General features: G+C 36.0%; 14 protein-coding genes and 1 riboswitch. Of the genes, 3 read left to right on the top strand and 11 right to left on the bottom strand.

Annotated elements, in window-relative coordinates; all coding sequences use genetic code 11:
* Nucleotides 1–82: 82 nt before the first annotated feature.
* The 7 genes from ACEN3Z_RS09940 to ACEN3Z_RS09910 all read right to left on the bottom strand — a co-directional run bounded on the left by ACEN3Z_RS09940 (nt 83) and on the right by ACEN3Z_RS09910 (nt 5,382).
* Entirely contained in the window at nt 83–517 is a 435-nt protein-coding gene (locus ACEN3Z_RS09940; protein WP_407090732.1) for a transposase, read from the bottom strand.
* Nucleotides 518–586: 69 nt separating this feature from the next.
* Nucleotides 587–1,318, bottom strand: a complete 732-nt coding sequence (locus ACEN3Z_RS09935; RefSeq protein ID WP_407090731.1) for an ABC transporter ATP-binding protein — start codon at nt 1,316–1,318, stop codon at nt 587–589.
* Between the two features lies 1 nt (nt 1,319).
* Nucleotides 1,320–2,306, bottom strand: coding sequence for an ABC transporter substrate-binding protein (locus tag ACEN3Z_RS09930; protein ID WP_407090730.1), 987 nt, complete (start codon nt 2,304–2,306; stop codon nt 1,320–1,322).
* Between the two features lies 1 nt (nt 2,307).
* Entirely contained in the window at nt 2,308–3,096 is a 789-nt protein-coding gene (locus ACEN3Z_RS09925; protein ID WP_407090729.1) for an ABC transporter permease, read from the bottom strand.
* On the bottom strand, nt 3,065–3,361 hold the full coding sequence (locus ACEN3Z_RS09920) for a thiamine-binding protein (RefSeq protein ID WP_218930351.1): 297 nt from the start codon (nt 3,359–3,361) through the stop codon (nt 3,065–3,067). Before ACEN3Z_RS09920 ends, ACEN3Z_RS09925 begins: the two co-directional genes overlap by 32 nt.
* 108 nt (nt 3,362–3,469) lie before the next feature.
* Nucleotides 3,470–3,566, bottom strand: a riboswitch (TPP riboswitch).
* A gap of 109 nt (nt 3,567–3,675) precedes the next feature.
* Nucleotides 3,676–5,019 carry a type I glutamate--ammonia ligase gene (gene glnA / locus ACEN3Z_RS09915; RefSeq protein WP_407090728.1) on the bottom strand — a complete coding sequence of 448 codons (1,344 nt, stop codon included), beginning with the start codon at nt 5,017–5,019 and terminating at the stop codon, nt 3,676–3,678.
* A gap of 27 nt (nt 5,020–5,046) precedes the next feature.
* Nucleotides 5,047–5,382 (bottom strand): MerR family transcriptional regulator, encoded by a 336-nt coding sequence (locus tag ACEN3Z_RS09910; RefSeq protein WP_138403749.1) that lies wholly within the window; start codon nt 5,380–5,382, stop codon nt 5,047–5,049.
* A 266-nt stretch (nt 5,383–5,648) separates the two neighbouring features.
* Here ACEN3Z_RS09910 and ACEN3Z_RS09905 point away from each other — a divergent pair, with 266 nt between their 5' ends.
* The 3 genes from ACEN3Z_RS09905 to ACEN3Z_RS09895 all read left to right on the top strand — a co-directional run bounded on the left by ACEN3Z_RS09905 (nt 5,649) and on the right by ACEN3Z_RS09895 (nt 10,403).
* Nucleotides 5,649–6,596 carry a C39 family peptidase gene (locus tag ACEN3Z_RS09905; RefSeq protein ID WP_407090727.1) on the top strand — a complete coding sequence of 316 codons (948 nt, stop codon included), beginning with the start codon at nt 5,649–5,651 and terminating at the stop codon, nt 6,594–6,596.
* Nucleotides 6,597–6,907: 311 nt separating this feature from the next.
* Nucleotides 6,908–8,197 (top strand): adenylosuccinate synthase, encoded by a 1,290-nt coding sequence (locus tag ACEN3Z_RS09900; protein ID WP_407090726.1) that lies wholly within the window; start codon nt 6,908–6,910, stop codon nt 8,195–8,197.
* A gap of 160 nt (nt 8,198–8,357) precedes the next feature.
* Nucleotides 8,358–10,403, top strand: coding sequence for an LPXTG cell wall anchor domain-containing protein (locus tag ACEN3Z_RS09895; protein WP_407090725.1), 2,046 nt, complete (start codon nt 8,358–8,360; stop codon nt 10,401–10,403).
* Nucleotides 10,404–10,497: 94 nt separating this feature from the next.
* Here ACEN3Z_RS09895 and ACEN3Z_RS09890 read toward each other — a convergent pair whose 3' ends face one another.
* The 4 genes from ACEN3Z_RS09890 to ACEN3Z_RS09875 form a co-directional block, all read right to left on the bottom strand.
* The gene (locus ACEN3Z_RS09890) at nt 10,498–11,835 is read right to left on the bottom strand and encodes a hypothetical protein (protein WP_407090724.1); all 1,338 of its coding nucleotides are present in this window, start codon (nt 11,833–11,835) and stop codon (nt 10,498–10,500) included.
* A gap of 238 nt (nt 11,836–12,073) precedes the next feature.
* Nucleotides 12,074–13,474, bottom strand: coding sequence for a replicative DNA helicase (gene dnaB, locus ACEN3Z_RS09885; RefSeq protein WP_407090723.1), 1,401 nt, complete (start codon nt 13,472–13,474; stop codon nt 12,074–12,076).
* 211 nt (nt 13,475–13,685) lie between these two features.
* A complete protein-coding gene (gene rplI / locus ACEN3Z_RS09880; protein ID WP_407090722.1) occupies nt 13,686–14,138 on the bottom strand; it encodes a 50S ribosomal protein L9 in 453 nt (150 codons plus the stop codon).
* 12 nt (nt 14,139–14,150) lie between these two features.
* Nucleotides 14,151–16,154: a DHH family phosphoesterase gene (locus tag ACEN3Z_RS09875; protein ID WP_407090721.1), complete on the bottom strand. Its 2,004-nt coding sequence runs from the start codon at nt 16,152–16,154 to the stop codon at nt 14,151–14,153.
* Between the last annotated feature and the right edge of the window lie 302 nt (nt 16,155–16,456).

The following is a 16,456-nucleotide window of genomic DNA, read 5'->3' as shown; positions in this document are numbered from 1 at the left end:
TTTGCGTCATGTGAATTCATCCTTGTCTATTGAGAGTTGTCGTAACTTCAATATAACATGAAAATTCACAGGGCGTATTTTTTTATGCCTTTTTATAGGTGGCTAAGTTCATTATAAAATCCACCTTATCTTGATTCGGATTCGATTTAGGCATTTTTGGCGGTCTCCCTTGCGGTTTATTCAGACCTTGGGTGCCAAACCTTTCGTATTGACGATGCCAGTTGGCTATGATGGATGGCTCACTTATACCAAAAGCATTCGCTGTGTCTATATAGGACGCACCCGTGTCTTGCTCAAATCTTAAAACATTTAACTTAAAATTTAAAGGATAGGTTGCATTTCGTCGTTTGGTTTTAAGGCCTTCTTTCCCATTGGTTTTGAATTGGTTAACCCATTTTTCAATCAAACTTGTCGTTGAAATATGGTGTTTCTTAGCGAGTAAGGTGTAACCGAATGTCCCATTTAGATACTCTTCGACAACCTTTAATTTGAATTCATATGAATACTTTTGTGACACAAAAACGACCCCCGTAAAGTTAGATTTTTAACTCTAACTTTCGGGGGTCACCTCAGCGCCTTGCTATTTTTATACTTCTTTTAATTCATTAAGTAACTGACGTTTGGCTTCGATAAACTCAGGTTCAAAAATTATTTTCTCAACATCAAAGCTTTTAAAGTCGACGGGCAACTCAAATGTAATTTCACCGGGTTGCCCTTTAATAATATAAACCCGATCCGATAAGATTAAAGCTTCATCTACATCATGGGTAATGATTAATGAAGACCAGCCCATCTTCTCGCGGTAATTCATAAACCATTGATGAAGTTGACGTCTTGTAATGGCGTCAAGAGCACTAAAAGCTTCATCTAACAATAGCCATGGTCTGTCAAATGCAGCTGTTCGCATAAAAGCCACGCGTTGTCTCATCCCACCACTTAGGGCGTGGGGATAATAATTCGCCCATTCTTTAAATTGAAAGATATCGAGTAATTCTAACGCATGCTCACGTGCGTGTTTCTTGCTTTCACCCTGTAAAATCCGCGGCAACATAATATTTTCAATGACAGTATAATGCGGATACAACATATCTTTTTGAAGCATGTAACTTATCTTACCTTTAATTTCTTTGGTTCCATTCAACTCAATCTGACCTTGTTGGGCATCGATAATTCCTGCAATGAGGTTAAAAAGGGTTGTTTTTCCAACCCCACTCGGGCCAATAATGGCAACGGTCTCCCCTTTTTGAAGTTGAATGTTAATATTTTTTAGTACTTGACGATTCCCGTATCGAAAACCAACATCTTGAATTGATAACATGTTATTCTCCTAAAAATTCGTTCGTAAAGTATGTCGCTTCAGTCAAGTCAACTTCCGTTAAGTTACTTTCGTATAACCATGTGTAGAAAGCATTCCAGCGCTCTTCATCGATATAACCCCATTGTTCTGGTTTACTTGTATAGGCTTCGTTAATCCATTCTTGGGAAGCAAGAACAAAATCACGTTGCCCTTCTAATTCCGGTGCATGTTTCAGGAGAATATCGGTTGCTTCTTCTGGATTCTCGATTGCATATTGATAACCGCGTTTGATGGCTTGAACCACTTGCGTCGCTTCTTCAGGACTATTCGCTAAATAATCGTTATTTGCAATAATTATTGGTGAGTAGAAATCTAATTCTTCTGCGTAATCTCTGAAGTAAAAGAAGTTCGTTGGAACGCCCTGGCTCTCAGCCATTATACCGTCCCAAGCGTAATAAACCCAGGCTGATTCAAACATCGAATTAGCTAAACCAACAATGGAATTATCTGCTTGATTAGGGACTAATTCGATTTGTGAATAATCGCCGCCTTCGTTATTAATAATATGCTCTAACATTCCCAGTTCAATGGGATCATTCCATGTTCCGTAAGTATGACCTTCCATCTCCACCGGTTTTGTAATTTGGCTGTCTTCTCTAGCAATAATACCACTTGTATTATGTTCGATAATTGTTGCGACAGCTGTTACAGGTAAACCTCCTGCTAGACGTGTAGCTAAAGAATCTTGGAAACTAATGCCAAATTGAGCTTGACCCAAACCTACTAATTCAGTCGTACTGCCTTCTGGTGGACGGCGAATCGTTACTTCCACGCCCGCTTCTTCAAAATACCCTTTTTCTAAAGCAACATATAATCCAGTATGATTTGTATTCGGTACCCAATCTAAAATAAACTCTATCTGACTGGCTTGAGCCGATGCACTCATAGGAATTAATACTGACATACTGACGATTAAAGCAACAAGCATTTTCTTGAAATAATTCATCATATTATTCTTCTCCTCTGATTTTCTTTTTTTGATTAAAACGCCAAGGTGTTAAATATTTTTCAATATAAGATACAACACCCATAAAGAACAGACTTAATAACGAAATTAAAACAATGACCGCAAACATCTTGTCATAGCTAAAGGCACGTTTGGTTTGAATCATATAAACCCCTAAACCTTCAAAGCCACCAAGCCACTCAGCGACAACCGAACTCACAAAAGCGTAAGACACACTGACCTTCAAGCCACTTAAGAAAAATGACATACTCAACGGTAACTTCACATGACGTAATATCTGCCAACGATTTGCTCCCATTAATTGGAGTAATTGAATCGCATCCTTATCCGCGTTAGCAAAGCCGTTCAGTATACTAATAATAATGGGAAATAATGTCGTTAAAATGACTAAAACAATCTTTGGTGTCATGTCATAACCTAGCCAAAGCACTAATATCGGTGCAATTGCTACAGTTGGAATGGTTTGTGTAACCACCAACATTGGATATAAGGCTCGGTTCAACCAAGGAATCACATCCATAATAATCGCTAAAAAGAAAGCGAGGAAAATTCCTATAGCGAGACCAATAAACGCTTGAATCAGTGTCACCCGGCTGTTCATCCATAAATTCTCTCGGTCTTGCCACAAAGCGATTAGGACATCACTTGGTGCGGGAATAATAAACTCAGGTAACCAACCAACTCTAGCAGCCACTTCCCAAAGCAGTAATAGCCCCAGACCTAGGATCCATGAAGCATATTTAGTGGCGATGTTTTGTAGTTTTATCTTCAATCGTTAACACTGACCCTTTCGCATCATAACTAATTTTGACGTTAGTAAAAATTTTGTGGTGTGTTTGAGAAGCGATTTCGATCGCCTCTTTTAAGATAGGCATCAAAGTATCATAATCACCTTGAATCGTTGTCTCAAACGCCGCCACTTCATAGTTATCCGTCTTTGATGCTATAAAAGCAATGACAGAATCAACCACTTCAAGTGTCGCTTCTTGTGTTGCACCTAGCGGTAAAATTTGTAAAGCAATACTACAATTAACCAAAAAAAAACCTCCCTCATATTCACAACACAAAGTGTCTGAGTCAAGGTAGGTTGAGTGATATTGATAAAGGTATATTCGTACAAAAAGCATACTGCACCAATATACATAAACTTTACTTATTCACATCCCTACGCGAGTCTTAACTCATTCAGGTTCATAGAGTTCAGGTAATCCCATCTCAGCCGAAGCACCCCTTGTGTTATAGTAGAAAGCTTAGCATATTCATAAGCAATGTGCAACAGGATTCAAATTTTTGTATCAAAAAAGCTCGAAGAACCCAATAAAATGGCAATCTTCGAGCTGGTTGTAACAGCTTAATACATCATTAAATATTTATCTAATTCCCATTGTGTCACTTGTTTTTTATATGACTCAAATTCCATTGTTTTCTCAACAATAAAGTTACCTGAAATATGTGGACCTAGAGCATCTCTCATGATTGGGCTGGCTTCAAATTCAGCAATGGCTTCGCTAAGTGATGATGGCAGGTCAATGACACCTTCAGCCATACGCTCTTCTGGAGTCATCGTATAAATATTACGGTCAATTGGCATAGGTGGTTCAATCTTGTTCTCAATTCCATCTAAACCAGCTTGCAAGATAACTGCTAAGGCTAAGTATGGGTTGGCAGAAGGATCCACACTTCTTAACTCAACACGAGTTGAATTACCACGAGATGATGGAATACGAATAAGCGGAGAACGATTTCTCTCACTCCAAGCAATATATACTGGTGCTTCGTATCCTTCAACTAATCGTTTGTAAGAATTTACTAATGGATTACAAATAGCTGTATAAGCACTCGCATGCTTAATTAAACCACCGATAAAGTAATGAGCATTCTTAGATAATTGATCTGGAGTTGATTCATCATAGAAAGCATTCTTCCCATCTTTATCGAATAAAGATACATTAAAGTGCATTCCAGAACCACTCTCACCATAAATAGGCTTAGGCATGAACGTCGCATATAAATTATGACGACGAGCCACTGTTTTAACAATCAATTTAAACAATTGAATTTTATCACATGCGCGAATCGCATCATTATATTTCCAATCAATCTCATGTTGCCCTGGTGCAACTTCGTGATGACTCGCTTCGATTTCAAAATCTAAACGCTCTAATTCAAGCACAATATCACGTCGACAGTTTTCTCCTAAATCCGTTGGCGCAAAGTCAAAGTAGCCACCATCATCATTTAAGTCCATCGTTGGTCGACCATCTTCATCCAGTTTTAATAAGAAAAATTCAGGTTCTGGGCCTAAGTTGAACGAAGAAAAACCTAAATCTTCCATCTTATCTAACACTCGTCTTAAATTCCCACGAGGGTCACCTAAGAAAGACTCTCGTTTTGTTGTATCTACATCACAGATTAAACAAGCAATGCGTCCACCATCTGAGGGAACATCCCAGTTAAAAATCATCCAAGAGTCGTAATCAGGAATTAAATACATATCACTTTCTTCAATACGTACAAATCCTTCAATTGATGAACCATCAAATGTCATATTATTTTCTAATGCCTTTTCTAACTGTGTTAAAGGAATTTCAACATTCTTAATTGTTCCTCTAATATCCGTAAACATTAATCGTATAAAGTGTACGTTATTCTCATGCGCATCAGCAATAATACGATCTTTCGTCCATTTTGTCATTGCTTCAAAATCCTCTCTTTTAATAGGTTATTCGAATCTAGATTGAAAATCTAGTTCATCCCTTAAGATACGTCGCACATCTTGGTCAGTTAGAGGTACTGAGTTTTTAGATACTCTGTCACTAAAGCGATATCTATTTTTAATACCTTTAATTGTCATGCCTTCATCCATTAGGTCAATGATGTCCAGTAATCGATCGACATCATTTAAAGAGTATAGCCTACGGTTGGTTTCGCTACGTTGAGGCTCGATTAATCCCTGTTCTTCGTAATAACGAATTTGACGAGCGGTTAACTCCGTCAACTCCATAACCGTACCTATTGGAAAAACTGCTAGTGACTTACGAAATTCCTTTCTTGCCATCACCATTCTCCTCTCTTAGAAAATTATTATACAACGATTAAAAAGCTCTCGCAAACATATTATAACACCATTTGTAAAGAAATATCACATGAATGAATCCCAAACTAATAATTATTATTATTATACAGTCATCTAGCTTTTGAAATTATGAACAGAATATTAAACTTTCATTACTTTATTCAAATATTCAACATTTCTTATGGTATTCTCGAGTCAGTTAGCGTATTCTTTTATTTAGAAATGTTTTTTTTAAAGGAGTTTTTGAAATGCCAAAAACGCGTAACTATACGCCAATAGCAACAATTGGCTCTCTTATATTCATTGCCATTTGTTTAAGTTTAATTATACTTTTAAATAAATTAACTGCGAACAATAATTTAATTATTGCAGAGCACCAACAACAATCTACTCAAGAAGAGTTAATTTCTTTACAAACTGAGCCCGTTGTTTCTCAACAGACTGAAAGTGTAACCGATGAAAGCATCGAAACACCAGCTACTTTGGCAGAAACACTGAGTACCTACTCACCAAAAGATAAAGCAATGGAAGAAACGATTGCTGAATTAACCCAAACGGAGTTTGATGGAAACTTAATTCAAGCCCAAGATGAAATTCTTGCAGCTATCCATGCAAATGATCTTGATGTGGAAGAACTTGGTTATCTTTTCTTACCAGATTATCCGGCAGAAAAAACTGCGGCTGCAACTGGAACCCAAATTGACGTTCCATTGTATCTGCAAAAAGATGCGAACTGGCGAACTGAGAAATACGGAAGTAATACAACCCAACAACTGGGTGAAAACGGCTGTGCAATCCTTTCTCTAGCCATGGTTCATGCTGCTTTTGAGAATCGAGAAGTGAATCCAATGGAAATCCTTGAATGGAGCGAGGAAAAGTATTGGGTAGATAATGCCGGGACATCTTGGCAAATCTTCCATGACTTTGCGGTTGAATATGATTACAATTTTTATAACTATGGAAATGATTTCTATAGCGCAATGGAAGCTGTAAATAACGGTGAATTAATCGTTGCGTCTGTCTTACCAGGTTTCTTTACAGAGGTTGGCCACATTATCGTCATTCGTGGCTATGAAAATGGTCAAGTCTACGTTAATGATCCAAACGATGACGCTCAAAAAATGTATAGTATTCAAGGTATTGACGAAGAAGTATTACTCGCAGAGGGTATCAATTACTGGTCTCTCTCAAAATAATTTAAGCAATCTAACATCCATTCCAAAATTTTTGGGGTGGATGTTTTTTTAGTTACAAGTGATTTTATGAGTGACAACATTTGCTTGTTTTATTGTTATAGGCATTATGATATTATTAGACTTTGAGATAAATACGCCATCAATGTCATGATTGAAGGCGAAATATTATTCAATCTCATCTTACCAACTGAATTAACAAAAGACGTTGCAAAGATAATGAGGTATAATATAGAAGTCGGGATGTTATGTATCGCGCGGAGACATATTGTGCTCAAGATTGAAATATTATTATATAAAAAGGAGATCTAACAATGACATCAGTAGTAGTTGTAGGAACACAATGGGGAGACGAAGGTAAAGGTAAAATTACTGACTTTCTAAGTAATAACGCTGAAGTAATTGCACGCTATCAAGGTGGAGACAATGCAGGGCATACGATTCAATTTGATGGTAAAACATTTAAATTACATTTAATCCCTTCAGGTATTTTTGATAATAGTAAAATCAGTGTTATCGGAAACGGTGTTGTCGTGAATCCAAAGTCAATTGTTAAAGAATTGAACTATTTAAAAGCTGAAGGTGTTGATACTAGTAATTTACGTATTTCTTCGCGAGCTCATGTTATCTTACCTTACCATATCTTAATGGATCAACTTCAAGAAGATTCAAAAGGGGATAACAAAATTGGAACAACCATTAAAGGAATTGGTCCAGCTTACATGGATAAAGCTGCCCGTGTTGGAATCCGCGTTGCTGATTTATTAGATAAAGAAATTTTTAAAGAGCGCTTAGAAGTAAACTTAGCTGAAAAGAATAAATTATTCGAGCGCGTTTATGACAATTCACCTTTATCTTTTGAAGAAATTTTCGAAGAATACTACGCATATGGTCAAGAAATTGCGAAGTATGTTACTGATACATCAGTCATTTTAAACGATGCGATTGATGAAGGTAAACGTGTATTATTCGAAGGTGCTCAAGGTGTCATGTTAGATATCGATCAAGGTACATATCCATTCGTTACTTCTTCAAACCCAGTAGCTGGTGGGGTAACGATTGGTAGTGGAGTAGGACCATCAAAAATTGATACAGTCGTTGGTGTATGTAAAGCTTATACATCACGTGTAGGAGACGGACCATTCCCAACAGAATTGTTTGATGAAGTTGGAGAACAAATTCGTGAAGTAGGTAGAGAATACGGAACAACTACAGGGCGTCCACGTCGTGTAGGTTGGTTTGATTCAGTTGTTATGCGTCACTCACGCCGAGTATCAGGTATTACAAATCTATCATTAAACTCAATCGACGTATTGACTGGTTTAGAGACAGTTAAGATTTGTACTGCTTACGAAACTTCTGCTGGTGAACGTATTGAATATTACCCAGCAAGTCTAAAAGTTCTAGCTGACTGTACGCCAGTTTACGAAGAATTACCTGGTTGGACAGAAGATATCACAGGTGCAAAATCTTTAGAAGACTTACCACAAAATGCACGTAACTACGTTCGTCGCATCAGTGAATTAGTTGGAGTTAAGATTGCAACTTTATCTGTTGGTCCTGACCGTGAACAAACAATGATTTTAGATAGCGTTTGGGGATAAACTCCCTTTTAAGTGCCCGTGGTTATATAACCTCTGGCTCTTTTTTGTTTTAAATTTAATACAATATTCACAAAATAAATGGCGAATTCCACATTTTTCTTTCGATAAAAATTCACATTTACAGCGTATGATGGAATTAACAGATAGAGGAGGGCGCAAAATGAGATTAAAAAAATTATTATTAGTATCTACATGTGCTTTAGCAATCGGAGCAGGAACTACTCTTGGAAATAATGCTTTACTACCAACGAGTCAAACCGTTCATGCCCAAGAAGAAACAACAACAGAGGTGGACCAAGAATTACTCGTTCAAATAAAAAATAACTTAGCGGGCGTTCAACCTGTTAACTTAGAACAATTATTAGAAGTAGAGGATCAATATTTAGTTGATTTATATACTACAAAAAATACTGAAGCAGAATCGAATCCTGAACTGGATGTATGGTTAGAAATGTATAACCAGTTAGCAATCGATTACCCTCAATTAAACCTTTTAACAGGTGAGGACTTACAAGCTTATAATGAAGCAGCAGAGGCTATTTCTACTTATTCAGAATATAGCTATTCAGATTTAAACACGGCTTTACCTAGTGACATCTTAGGATGGTATACGAATGCATTGTTAGAAAATAACGATGACGAGCAAGCTGCTGTTGAATCAATCGTGCCACAAATTACCCAAGCACGTGATGCTTACATCGAACGTCGTACTGAAAGAGAAAATGGCGAAGACAATGGGAATGGTGAAACTCCAGCACCTGAAGATGAATTTGAAGCAGCGATTTTGGAATATACTGATATTACAGAAGAGCAATTCAGTCAATTCACTGAGGAAGAATTAGCACCGATTAAAACAACTGCTGAAAATGGAGATTACGCTCAAGAAACGATGGACATTGTCCGCGACCAAATCATCGAATTAAATCCTGAAATCTTTACCGATGAACAGGTCGGTTCAGTTGCTACTAAGATTCGTGAAGCATTCATTGAATCAACACCTGCAACTCAAGAACAATTAGACCAACTTGATGACATTTACTTAGTAAGTATGGTAGGTGAAGGAAATCAAGCAGGTACTGATATTGGTGGAGCTTATAACACAGCTGTATACGATAACCCAGAAGTCTTCGGTCCTGAAGCCAGTCGTTTTAGAGACGCTTTAGTTTCGGATTATAACTTAAATGAAGAAGAGTTGTTAGAAGTACCTGATGCTGAATTACTATGGCAAGAATTTTCAATCTTCGAAGAAAATAACGCAGAAGACATGGAAGCCTTGGCATTAGCAATGCAAGAAAATTACGATATTACTGTTGATGATGCAGAAACATCTTCAGATGAACGTTCTTCAAGCGAAGAATCATCCGATGAAGAGTCTTCTGATGAGGAATCCTCTGATGAAGAAGAATCATCTGACTCAAGTGAATCCGAACCAGCAAGTGATTTAGATATTTACCGTGAAGTATTAGTCGGTCAAACTGATTTAACGATGGAACAATTAAATCAATTTAGTGATGAACATATTACTAGTTTGATGGATAGACTGGGACTTTCAACTGAAAGTACTTCTCCAGAAGAATTAACTGCTTTACGCGATGAAATCGTGATTGCTGGTTATGAGAATTTCAGTGATGATCAATTATCAAGTACGATTGCACCAGTTCGTGTGGCTGTCGTTAATCAAACACCAGCAACTGATGCTATCTTGAATGAATTTAGTGATCGTACATTCGCTGAATGGTACAATGAAGCTAAGAATGTTGATGCAGAATTACCTAGCTACATATTCCAACAGTTAGTAACAATGTATCCAGACATGTTTGATGCTTTAGTTGTTGAAGCGAAGAATAATATTATTCAAAATACTACAATTACTCAAGATCAAGTTGATCAAATGCAATTTGAAGATATTTTATGGGCTGTTCAACCGAATGAATCTGGTGATGTAAATTATGTAGATGTAACTAATTACTTAACTGAAAGATATCCAGATGTAGTCAATGGTGGTGGTTCTCAAACACCTTCAAGTGATGGCAATGAAGAATCATCAAGTGTTGATGTATCTATTAGTTCATCCGTAGAAGAGAATGAAGAGAATTTACCAAACACTGGTGAAAATAGTTCAATTTGGCTTATTATTGTAGCTGCTTTAGCTTTAATCGGTGGAGGTATTTACTTATTCATCTCTGGACGTCGTCATAAAAACTAAGACAAATCGATAGATAAATAGAATTTAATAAACCCTAAGCATTCTATAGTTGTGAGACTAAAGAGTGCTTAGGGTTTTTTGTTTACTCATTTGTTTAGTAGTCTAATGTTTCGAATAACTGATCAAAGTATGCAACTGTCTCTGGTCTATCTTCCAATGAACTATCTGGATAAGCCGATAAATCAGGATTTTCATCTAAAAAATACTTCAATGAGTACACTCCGAAGCCTTCTGCGAATGATTCAATGGTAGAATTGTAATAAGACTCTTCATCTGCCCATTCATTTTCATAAATGGCCTGCCAATCATCTTGTGTTGACCAAGAATCTTCAGACTCTTCATCCCAATCGATTAATGCATAGCTAGCAAAATCTAATATGTGCCCAAATTCATGATAAATTAGATTTTTATAGATGGGTTTATCACCTACAAAATATACAGTCCCATCATCCTTAGCTAAACCATGTAAAGTAAAGCCTGATGTTTCTGAAGGTGGCATTTCATTTTCAGCTAAGACATAAATATTCGAAAGTCGACGCTTAATTTCACTTGGCAATGTTTCAACTACCTCTTCAATCGAAGCGATATTTTCTCCTAAAACAGCTTCGTCTTCAATTTGATCAGAGATAAAATAATGTAAAACAGGTTCTTCTAAATGCCCATTATTATATTTGTTGGTAAAGATACTAAATTCTTCTCTAGCAATCTCAATCACTTCGGTAGCTAAGTCATAATCGTCACTTTCCGAATCAACTTGACTATATAATTCCTCGGCACGTAACATTGAAGCTTTAGCATCGGCATAAACTGAAGTCGGAATCATTTGTTTTAATTCATAACGTTCAACTAAACCTTCGGAATACTCATTAAAATAAATTTGTCTAAGCTTATGATTAATATCTAAGCGTTGCATCGCGATTAAATCACTATAATTGTATAAATCAACGACGTCATTAGTTAAATTCATCGGTGCGACTAAATAATGATCTTCTGGATCAGCCGAATAATAGATGTAATATGAAATATAAGTGGCTATATCTCTATATGAATCTTTATAAGCATTAAAATGAACAAAATTATAAACTTCATCCATCTGAGCAAATGAAAGTAGAGCTTCATCAGTAAATAGAGTGTCTTCATTAATTGACACTTGATCACTTGGCAATTCAGCTTCAATCAACGTATAGTCACTTTGAGGGTATATCGTTGTATCAGTATCTATATTTTCGTATATGGCTTCATCAACAGGTTCAGCTTCAACTACTTGTATATAATCAGGTTGAGTATAGTCAATGCTTTCAATCGACTCAATTGTAGTAGCATTCGTACTAACAGATGAAGCAAATAACACTATAAAAAAAGATATAAGAATTAAAGCGTTCAATTTTAACTTACCTACTACATCTTGCTGATTCTTTTCGACCGTCTCCATATTGTTACCTCCACTTTCAATGTCATATATTATAAGTTTATTATAAACCAGCTTAAAGAGAAAGAAATAACCTAAAGAACATATGTTCCTATAAAAAGTTTCACGTGGAACATACATTCAGGTATTTGCTATTTTATACACCTATTTAAACAGTGATTAAACAGATTAACCACCGAGTTAATTGAATTAACACAAAAACTTTCACTAAATTTAATTAGAAAGAGTTTTTTATTGTAAGTTACATCATGGGCGGTTCGGGCACAAATGAAAGACTTGAGAATTTATTATATTCCTTTTTAAATAATAAACGAACCGTATCTCTTGCACCTGCACGGTTCTTAGCTAAGATTACCTCAACAGTATTATCAGGCAGATCATCATCTTGAACAGGTTCTTCATCACCTTCTTGTTGGTGATAATCCTCACGGTATAAGAAGGCAACGATATCCGCATCTTGCTCAATCGATCCAGACTCACGAATATCACTTAAGATTGGTCGTTTATTCTGACGATGTTCCACACCACGAGATAATTGAGACAGCGCAATAACAGGAACGCCTAATTCTTTAGCTAATTTCTTCAATTGACGAGAAATCTCAGATACTTCTTGCTGACGACTTTCTCCACCTGATCCCTCGATTAATTGAAGATAGTCAATCACAATCAGACCTAAATCTGGATTCTCTTGTTTTAATCGTCTACTTTTAGCACGAATTTCAGATACTTTAATCCCTGCTGTATCATCAATAAAGATAGGTGCATCTTTAAGTGTGTTTGTAGCCACCGTGAAACTATTCCATTCATCATCAGTTAGTTGTCCTGTACGTAAATTGGATGCATGGATATTACCTTCTGCACAAATAATACGGTTTACTAAGTCTAATGCCCCCATCTCTAGTGAGAATATTACGACAGGAATTTTAGATTTAGTGGCAACGTTTTGGGCAATATTTAAAGCAAAGGCTGTTTTACCTACGGATGGTCTCGCAGCTAGAATAATTAATTGGTCTGGCTGTAAACCACTTGTTAATTTATCTAAGTCGATATAACCTGTTGGTAAGCCAACAACATCTCTTTTCTCTTCCGATAATCGAACTATGTTCTCAAATGCATCTGAAATTAGCGATCGTAAAGAGACGGGTCCGTCATTATTCTTACCTTCACCAATTGATAAGATAAGTTTTTCACTTTTTTCGATGATATTAGCAATCTCATCACCTTCTTCATAAGCTGTCTGGCTTATTTGTGTACTAGCTGAGATTAAACTACGTAAAATTGATTTATCTTTTACTATTTTAGCATAATGGTCCACGTTCACTGCTGTCGGTGCAGTTTGTGTTAACTCAATTATATAATCATGGCCGCCGACATTTTCGATTTCACCATAGCTTGTTAATCGATCAATTAAAGTGATGGCATCAAGTTCATAATCAGGTGAATCGAAGATATTTGCCATCGTATTAAAGATAATACGATGTTTACGTAAATAAAAGTCATCTTCTTCAATAATTGATTGAACCGTTCCTACTTTAATAGGATTGATGAGTAAAGCGCCGAGCACTGATTGTTCAGCCTCTATATTATATGGTAGTTGTCTATCCATTGGGTTATTTTCCAACGGTTCACCTTCTTTCTTCATTTCTTTATTCTACTCGATTCACTCTTAAATACAAGTATATAAATCATACCAAATTTTGAGCCTTTTTCATAGTTATGAACATGTTGATAACTTTTCTTTAATGGATTTATATTATTTACATGTTTATAATTTTTCCCAGTAAAAAAGTGTATTCATTGGGTTGAATTCCAATGAATACACTTTTGAATTATTTACTTTGTATCATATGAAGTTATTGTTCAACGATATGTACTTTAATATCTGCTGTGACTTCACTATGAAGTTTCACTGGAACGTTGTAACGACCTAAAGAGTTTAGATTTTCACCTAATTGAATTTTACGGCGATCAACTTCGATGTTATATTGCTTTTCAAGCTCTTCTGCTATTTGTTTAGAAGGGATAGTACCGAATAATCGACCATCTTCTCCTGTTTTAGCAGCAATTGTAACAACAGTTTCTTCTTTTTCAATCGCTTCTTTAATTTCTTTAGATTCAGCTAGTTCTTCTTTAGCTAGTCTAGCTTCAGCTTCTTTTTTAGATTTTAACTGATTTAAAGCTGCACCATCCGCTACTTTAGCTAAATTGTTCTTGATTAGATAATTACGCCCGTAACCATCTGATACTTCAATCACATCACCTTTTTTACCTTGTTTCTTAACATCTTTTAATAGAATTACTTTCATTTAAAGTCCTCCTTATTCTTTATTTATTTCTTCTGATAATTGAATGTAGACCTCTTCAGTCGTTTTATCTTCAATTTGCGTTGCAGCATTTGATAAATGACCTCCGCCACCTAATCTTTCCATGATCGTTTGTACGTTGATACTTCCTAAACTTCGTGCACTAATCCCTACAACAGAATCACTTCTACGGTAGATAACAAAAGAAGCCTCAACACCTTTAACGTCTAATAATACATCAGCAGTTTGTGATGCAGTTATATTATCAAAGACTTCTTCATCAGGTCCAATGATGACCGCAAAGCCTTCTTTAACGAATTTTGTATTCTCAATGAGCTTATTACGCTCTATTAAATTAGATAAATCTTCTTTGAGCAATCGTTGAATCTGAACTCGGTCAGCACCCCGCGATTTTAAATAACTTGCGACATCGAAAGTTCTAGAACCCGTTCGAGATGAGAAGTTATTTGTATCTACAATCACCCCAGCAAGTAATGCTGTTGCTTCAAACTTGTTTAAAGCTTCATTCGTATTACGCATATTAATGAAAAATTCAGTAATCAACTCCGACGTTGATGAAGCGTAGGGTTCAATATATGTAAGAACCGTTTGCTCTGGAAATTCTTCTCCACGGCGGTGATGATCAATAATAACAACATCATGACCATTTATCAAATCTTCAGCCTCACTTAATGATGGACGATGATGATCAACTAAGATCATTAATGTTTCATCTGTTGTAAATTTCTCAGCATCTTCTTTATTCACGAAGATATCTTCATCCCATAAGTATCGTGCTTGATCTAAAGCCAATAATTGTCGAATGTCTTGGTTAAACTCATCTTCATTAATAAGAATACGAGCCGGAACACCGAAAGATCTGACAATCTTATAAATACCTATTGCAGAGCCCATAGAGTCCATATCAGGGGTTTTATGACCAGATATGAGTATTTGCTCTGTTTGTTGAATTGACGTGCGTAAGGCCTGAAAAACTAAGCGTGACTTTATATTTGTACGTTTCTCTGTAGGATTTGTTTTACCACCATAGAATCTCGCTTTACCAGATTTCGATCTTACGACAATTTGATCGCCACCGCGTCCTAGTGCTAAATCTAAGTTAAGTTGTGCTTGGTCTGATAAGTCATCGATACGATAACTTGGTGAATCTGGATAAGATATGCCAATACTAGTTGATAATGGCATATTTCTTAAGGAATTGCGTTCACGCATCTCATCGAAAAACTTAAACTTATCTTTCTCAAGTTTATCAAGCACATATTGGTTTAGAAGTAGAATAAATTTTTCCTCATTGATTCGTTTAGTAAAAACGCCATAGGATTCAGCCCATTCATTGATATCATTCAATATAATAGAGTCAAAATTGGTTGCCTGTTGATCATCGAGGGTTTCCACAATCTCGTTATAGTCATCCAAGAAAAGATAACCGAATACAACTTGATCGAATTTCTTCTGTTCTCGAATCAACACTTCATCTGTTACATCAATCATATATAATGCTTTCACATCTGTTTGGTGTAATATACGGTAATACCGGTCCATAAAAGGAACAGTATGCCAATGTTTATCAGATTCAATTGCTATCATTTTGTCAAACTCTTTATTTATAGATACTAGTGGTTCTCCAAGTAACTCCTGCGATCCAAACAAATGTTGCATCGCTGGATTGACCCACTTAATGCGATGATTAGAATCTTGACCATATAATAGGATTCCAATAGGAGAGCGGTACATTGCATCTTCCTGCGCACCTCGTACTGATTGAGAGAGGCGACTCGCCATTGTACTTAAGTTACGAATAAAGTTTTCATAATTAAACACAAAAAATACGACAACTGCAATTAGTAATATAAAAAGCATTACACCGATTTCCCAGCGTAACATTAATGCAGCGAGCATAATAATTGTATATAAAATGACTAAACTATAAATTTGCCAACTAATATCTAATGAATGAAATTGTTCAAAGAATGCTTTAAGTCTTTCTTTATTAAACATATTTCACCTCATCTAATTAATAATATACTAAGTATTTTAACATAATCAATGTTCTAATGCTATTGTTCCGAAGTTTACTAACTTTCTGGAAAATATGTTAAAAGTTTCATGTGAAACATTTATGTTATGCGTCAAAAAAAGAGAGTAGAACACGAGGTCCTACTCTCAGCTAATTAAAAGGTTCTACAATAAATAGGGTTGATGACAAAAATTAAAATGTCATCAACCCTATCTTTGTGTCTTCTAAAAGACGCAGATATTCGTTATATTAAAAGTACCACCAAATAACATAAGGAGAATAT

Source organism: Ruoffia sp. FAM 26254 (genome assembly GCF_045528545.1).
Lineage (GTDB): Bacteria > Bacillota > Bacilli > Lactobacillales > Aerococcaceae > Ruoffia > Ruoffia halotolerans.
This window is presented reverse-complemented; position numbering and strand designations above follow the sequence as displayed.

Coding starts and splice junctions, on each gene's coding strand:
- ACEN3Z_RS09890 (WP_407090724.1), bottom strand. CDS start 11,835: ATGGAGACGGTCGAAAAGAATCAGCAAGATGTAGTAGGTAAGTTAAAA.
- ACEN3Z_RS09900 (WP_407090726.1), top strand. CDS start 6,908: ATGACATCAGTAGTAGTTGTAGGAACACAATGGGGAGACGAAGGTAAA.
- ACEN3Z_RS09895 (WP_407090725.1), top strand. CDS start 8,358: ATGAGATTAAAAAAATTATTATTAGTATCTACATGTGCTTTAGCAATC.
- glnA (WP_407090728.1), bottom strand. CDS start 5,019: ATGACAAAATGGACGAAAGATCGTATTATTGCTGATGCGCATGAGAAT.
- rplI (WP_407090722.1), bottom strand. CDS start 14,138: ATGAAAGTAATTCTATTAAAAGATGTTAAGAAACAAGGTAAAAAAGGT.
- ACEN3Z_RS09875 (WP_407090721.1), bottom strand. CDS start 16,154: ATGTTTAATAAAGAAAGACTTAAAGCATTCTTTGAACAATTTCATTCA.
- dnaB (WP_407090723.1), bottom strand. CDS start 13,474: ATGAAGAAAGAAGGTGAACCGTTGGAAAATAACCCAATGGATAGACAA.
- ACEN3Z_RS09930 (WP_407090730.1), bottom strand. CDS start 2,306: ATGATGAATTATTTCAAGAAAATGCTTGTTGCTTTAATCGTCAGTATG.
- ACEN3Z_RS09910 (WP_138403749.1), bottom strand. CDS start 5,382: ATGGCAAGAAAGGAATTTCGTAAGTCACTAGCAGTTTTTCCAATAGGT.
- ACEN3Z_RS09935 (WP_407090731.1), bottom strand. CDS start 1,318: ATGTTATCAATTCAAGATGTTGGTTTTCGATACGGGAATCGTCAAGTA.
- ACEN3Z_RS09905 (WP_407090727.1), top strand. CDS start 5,649: ATGCCAAAAACGCGTAACTATACGCCAATAGCAACAATTGGCTCTCTT.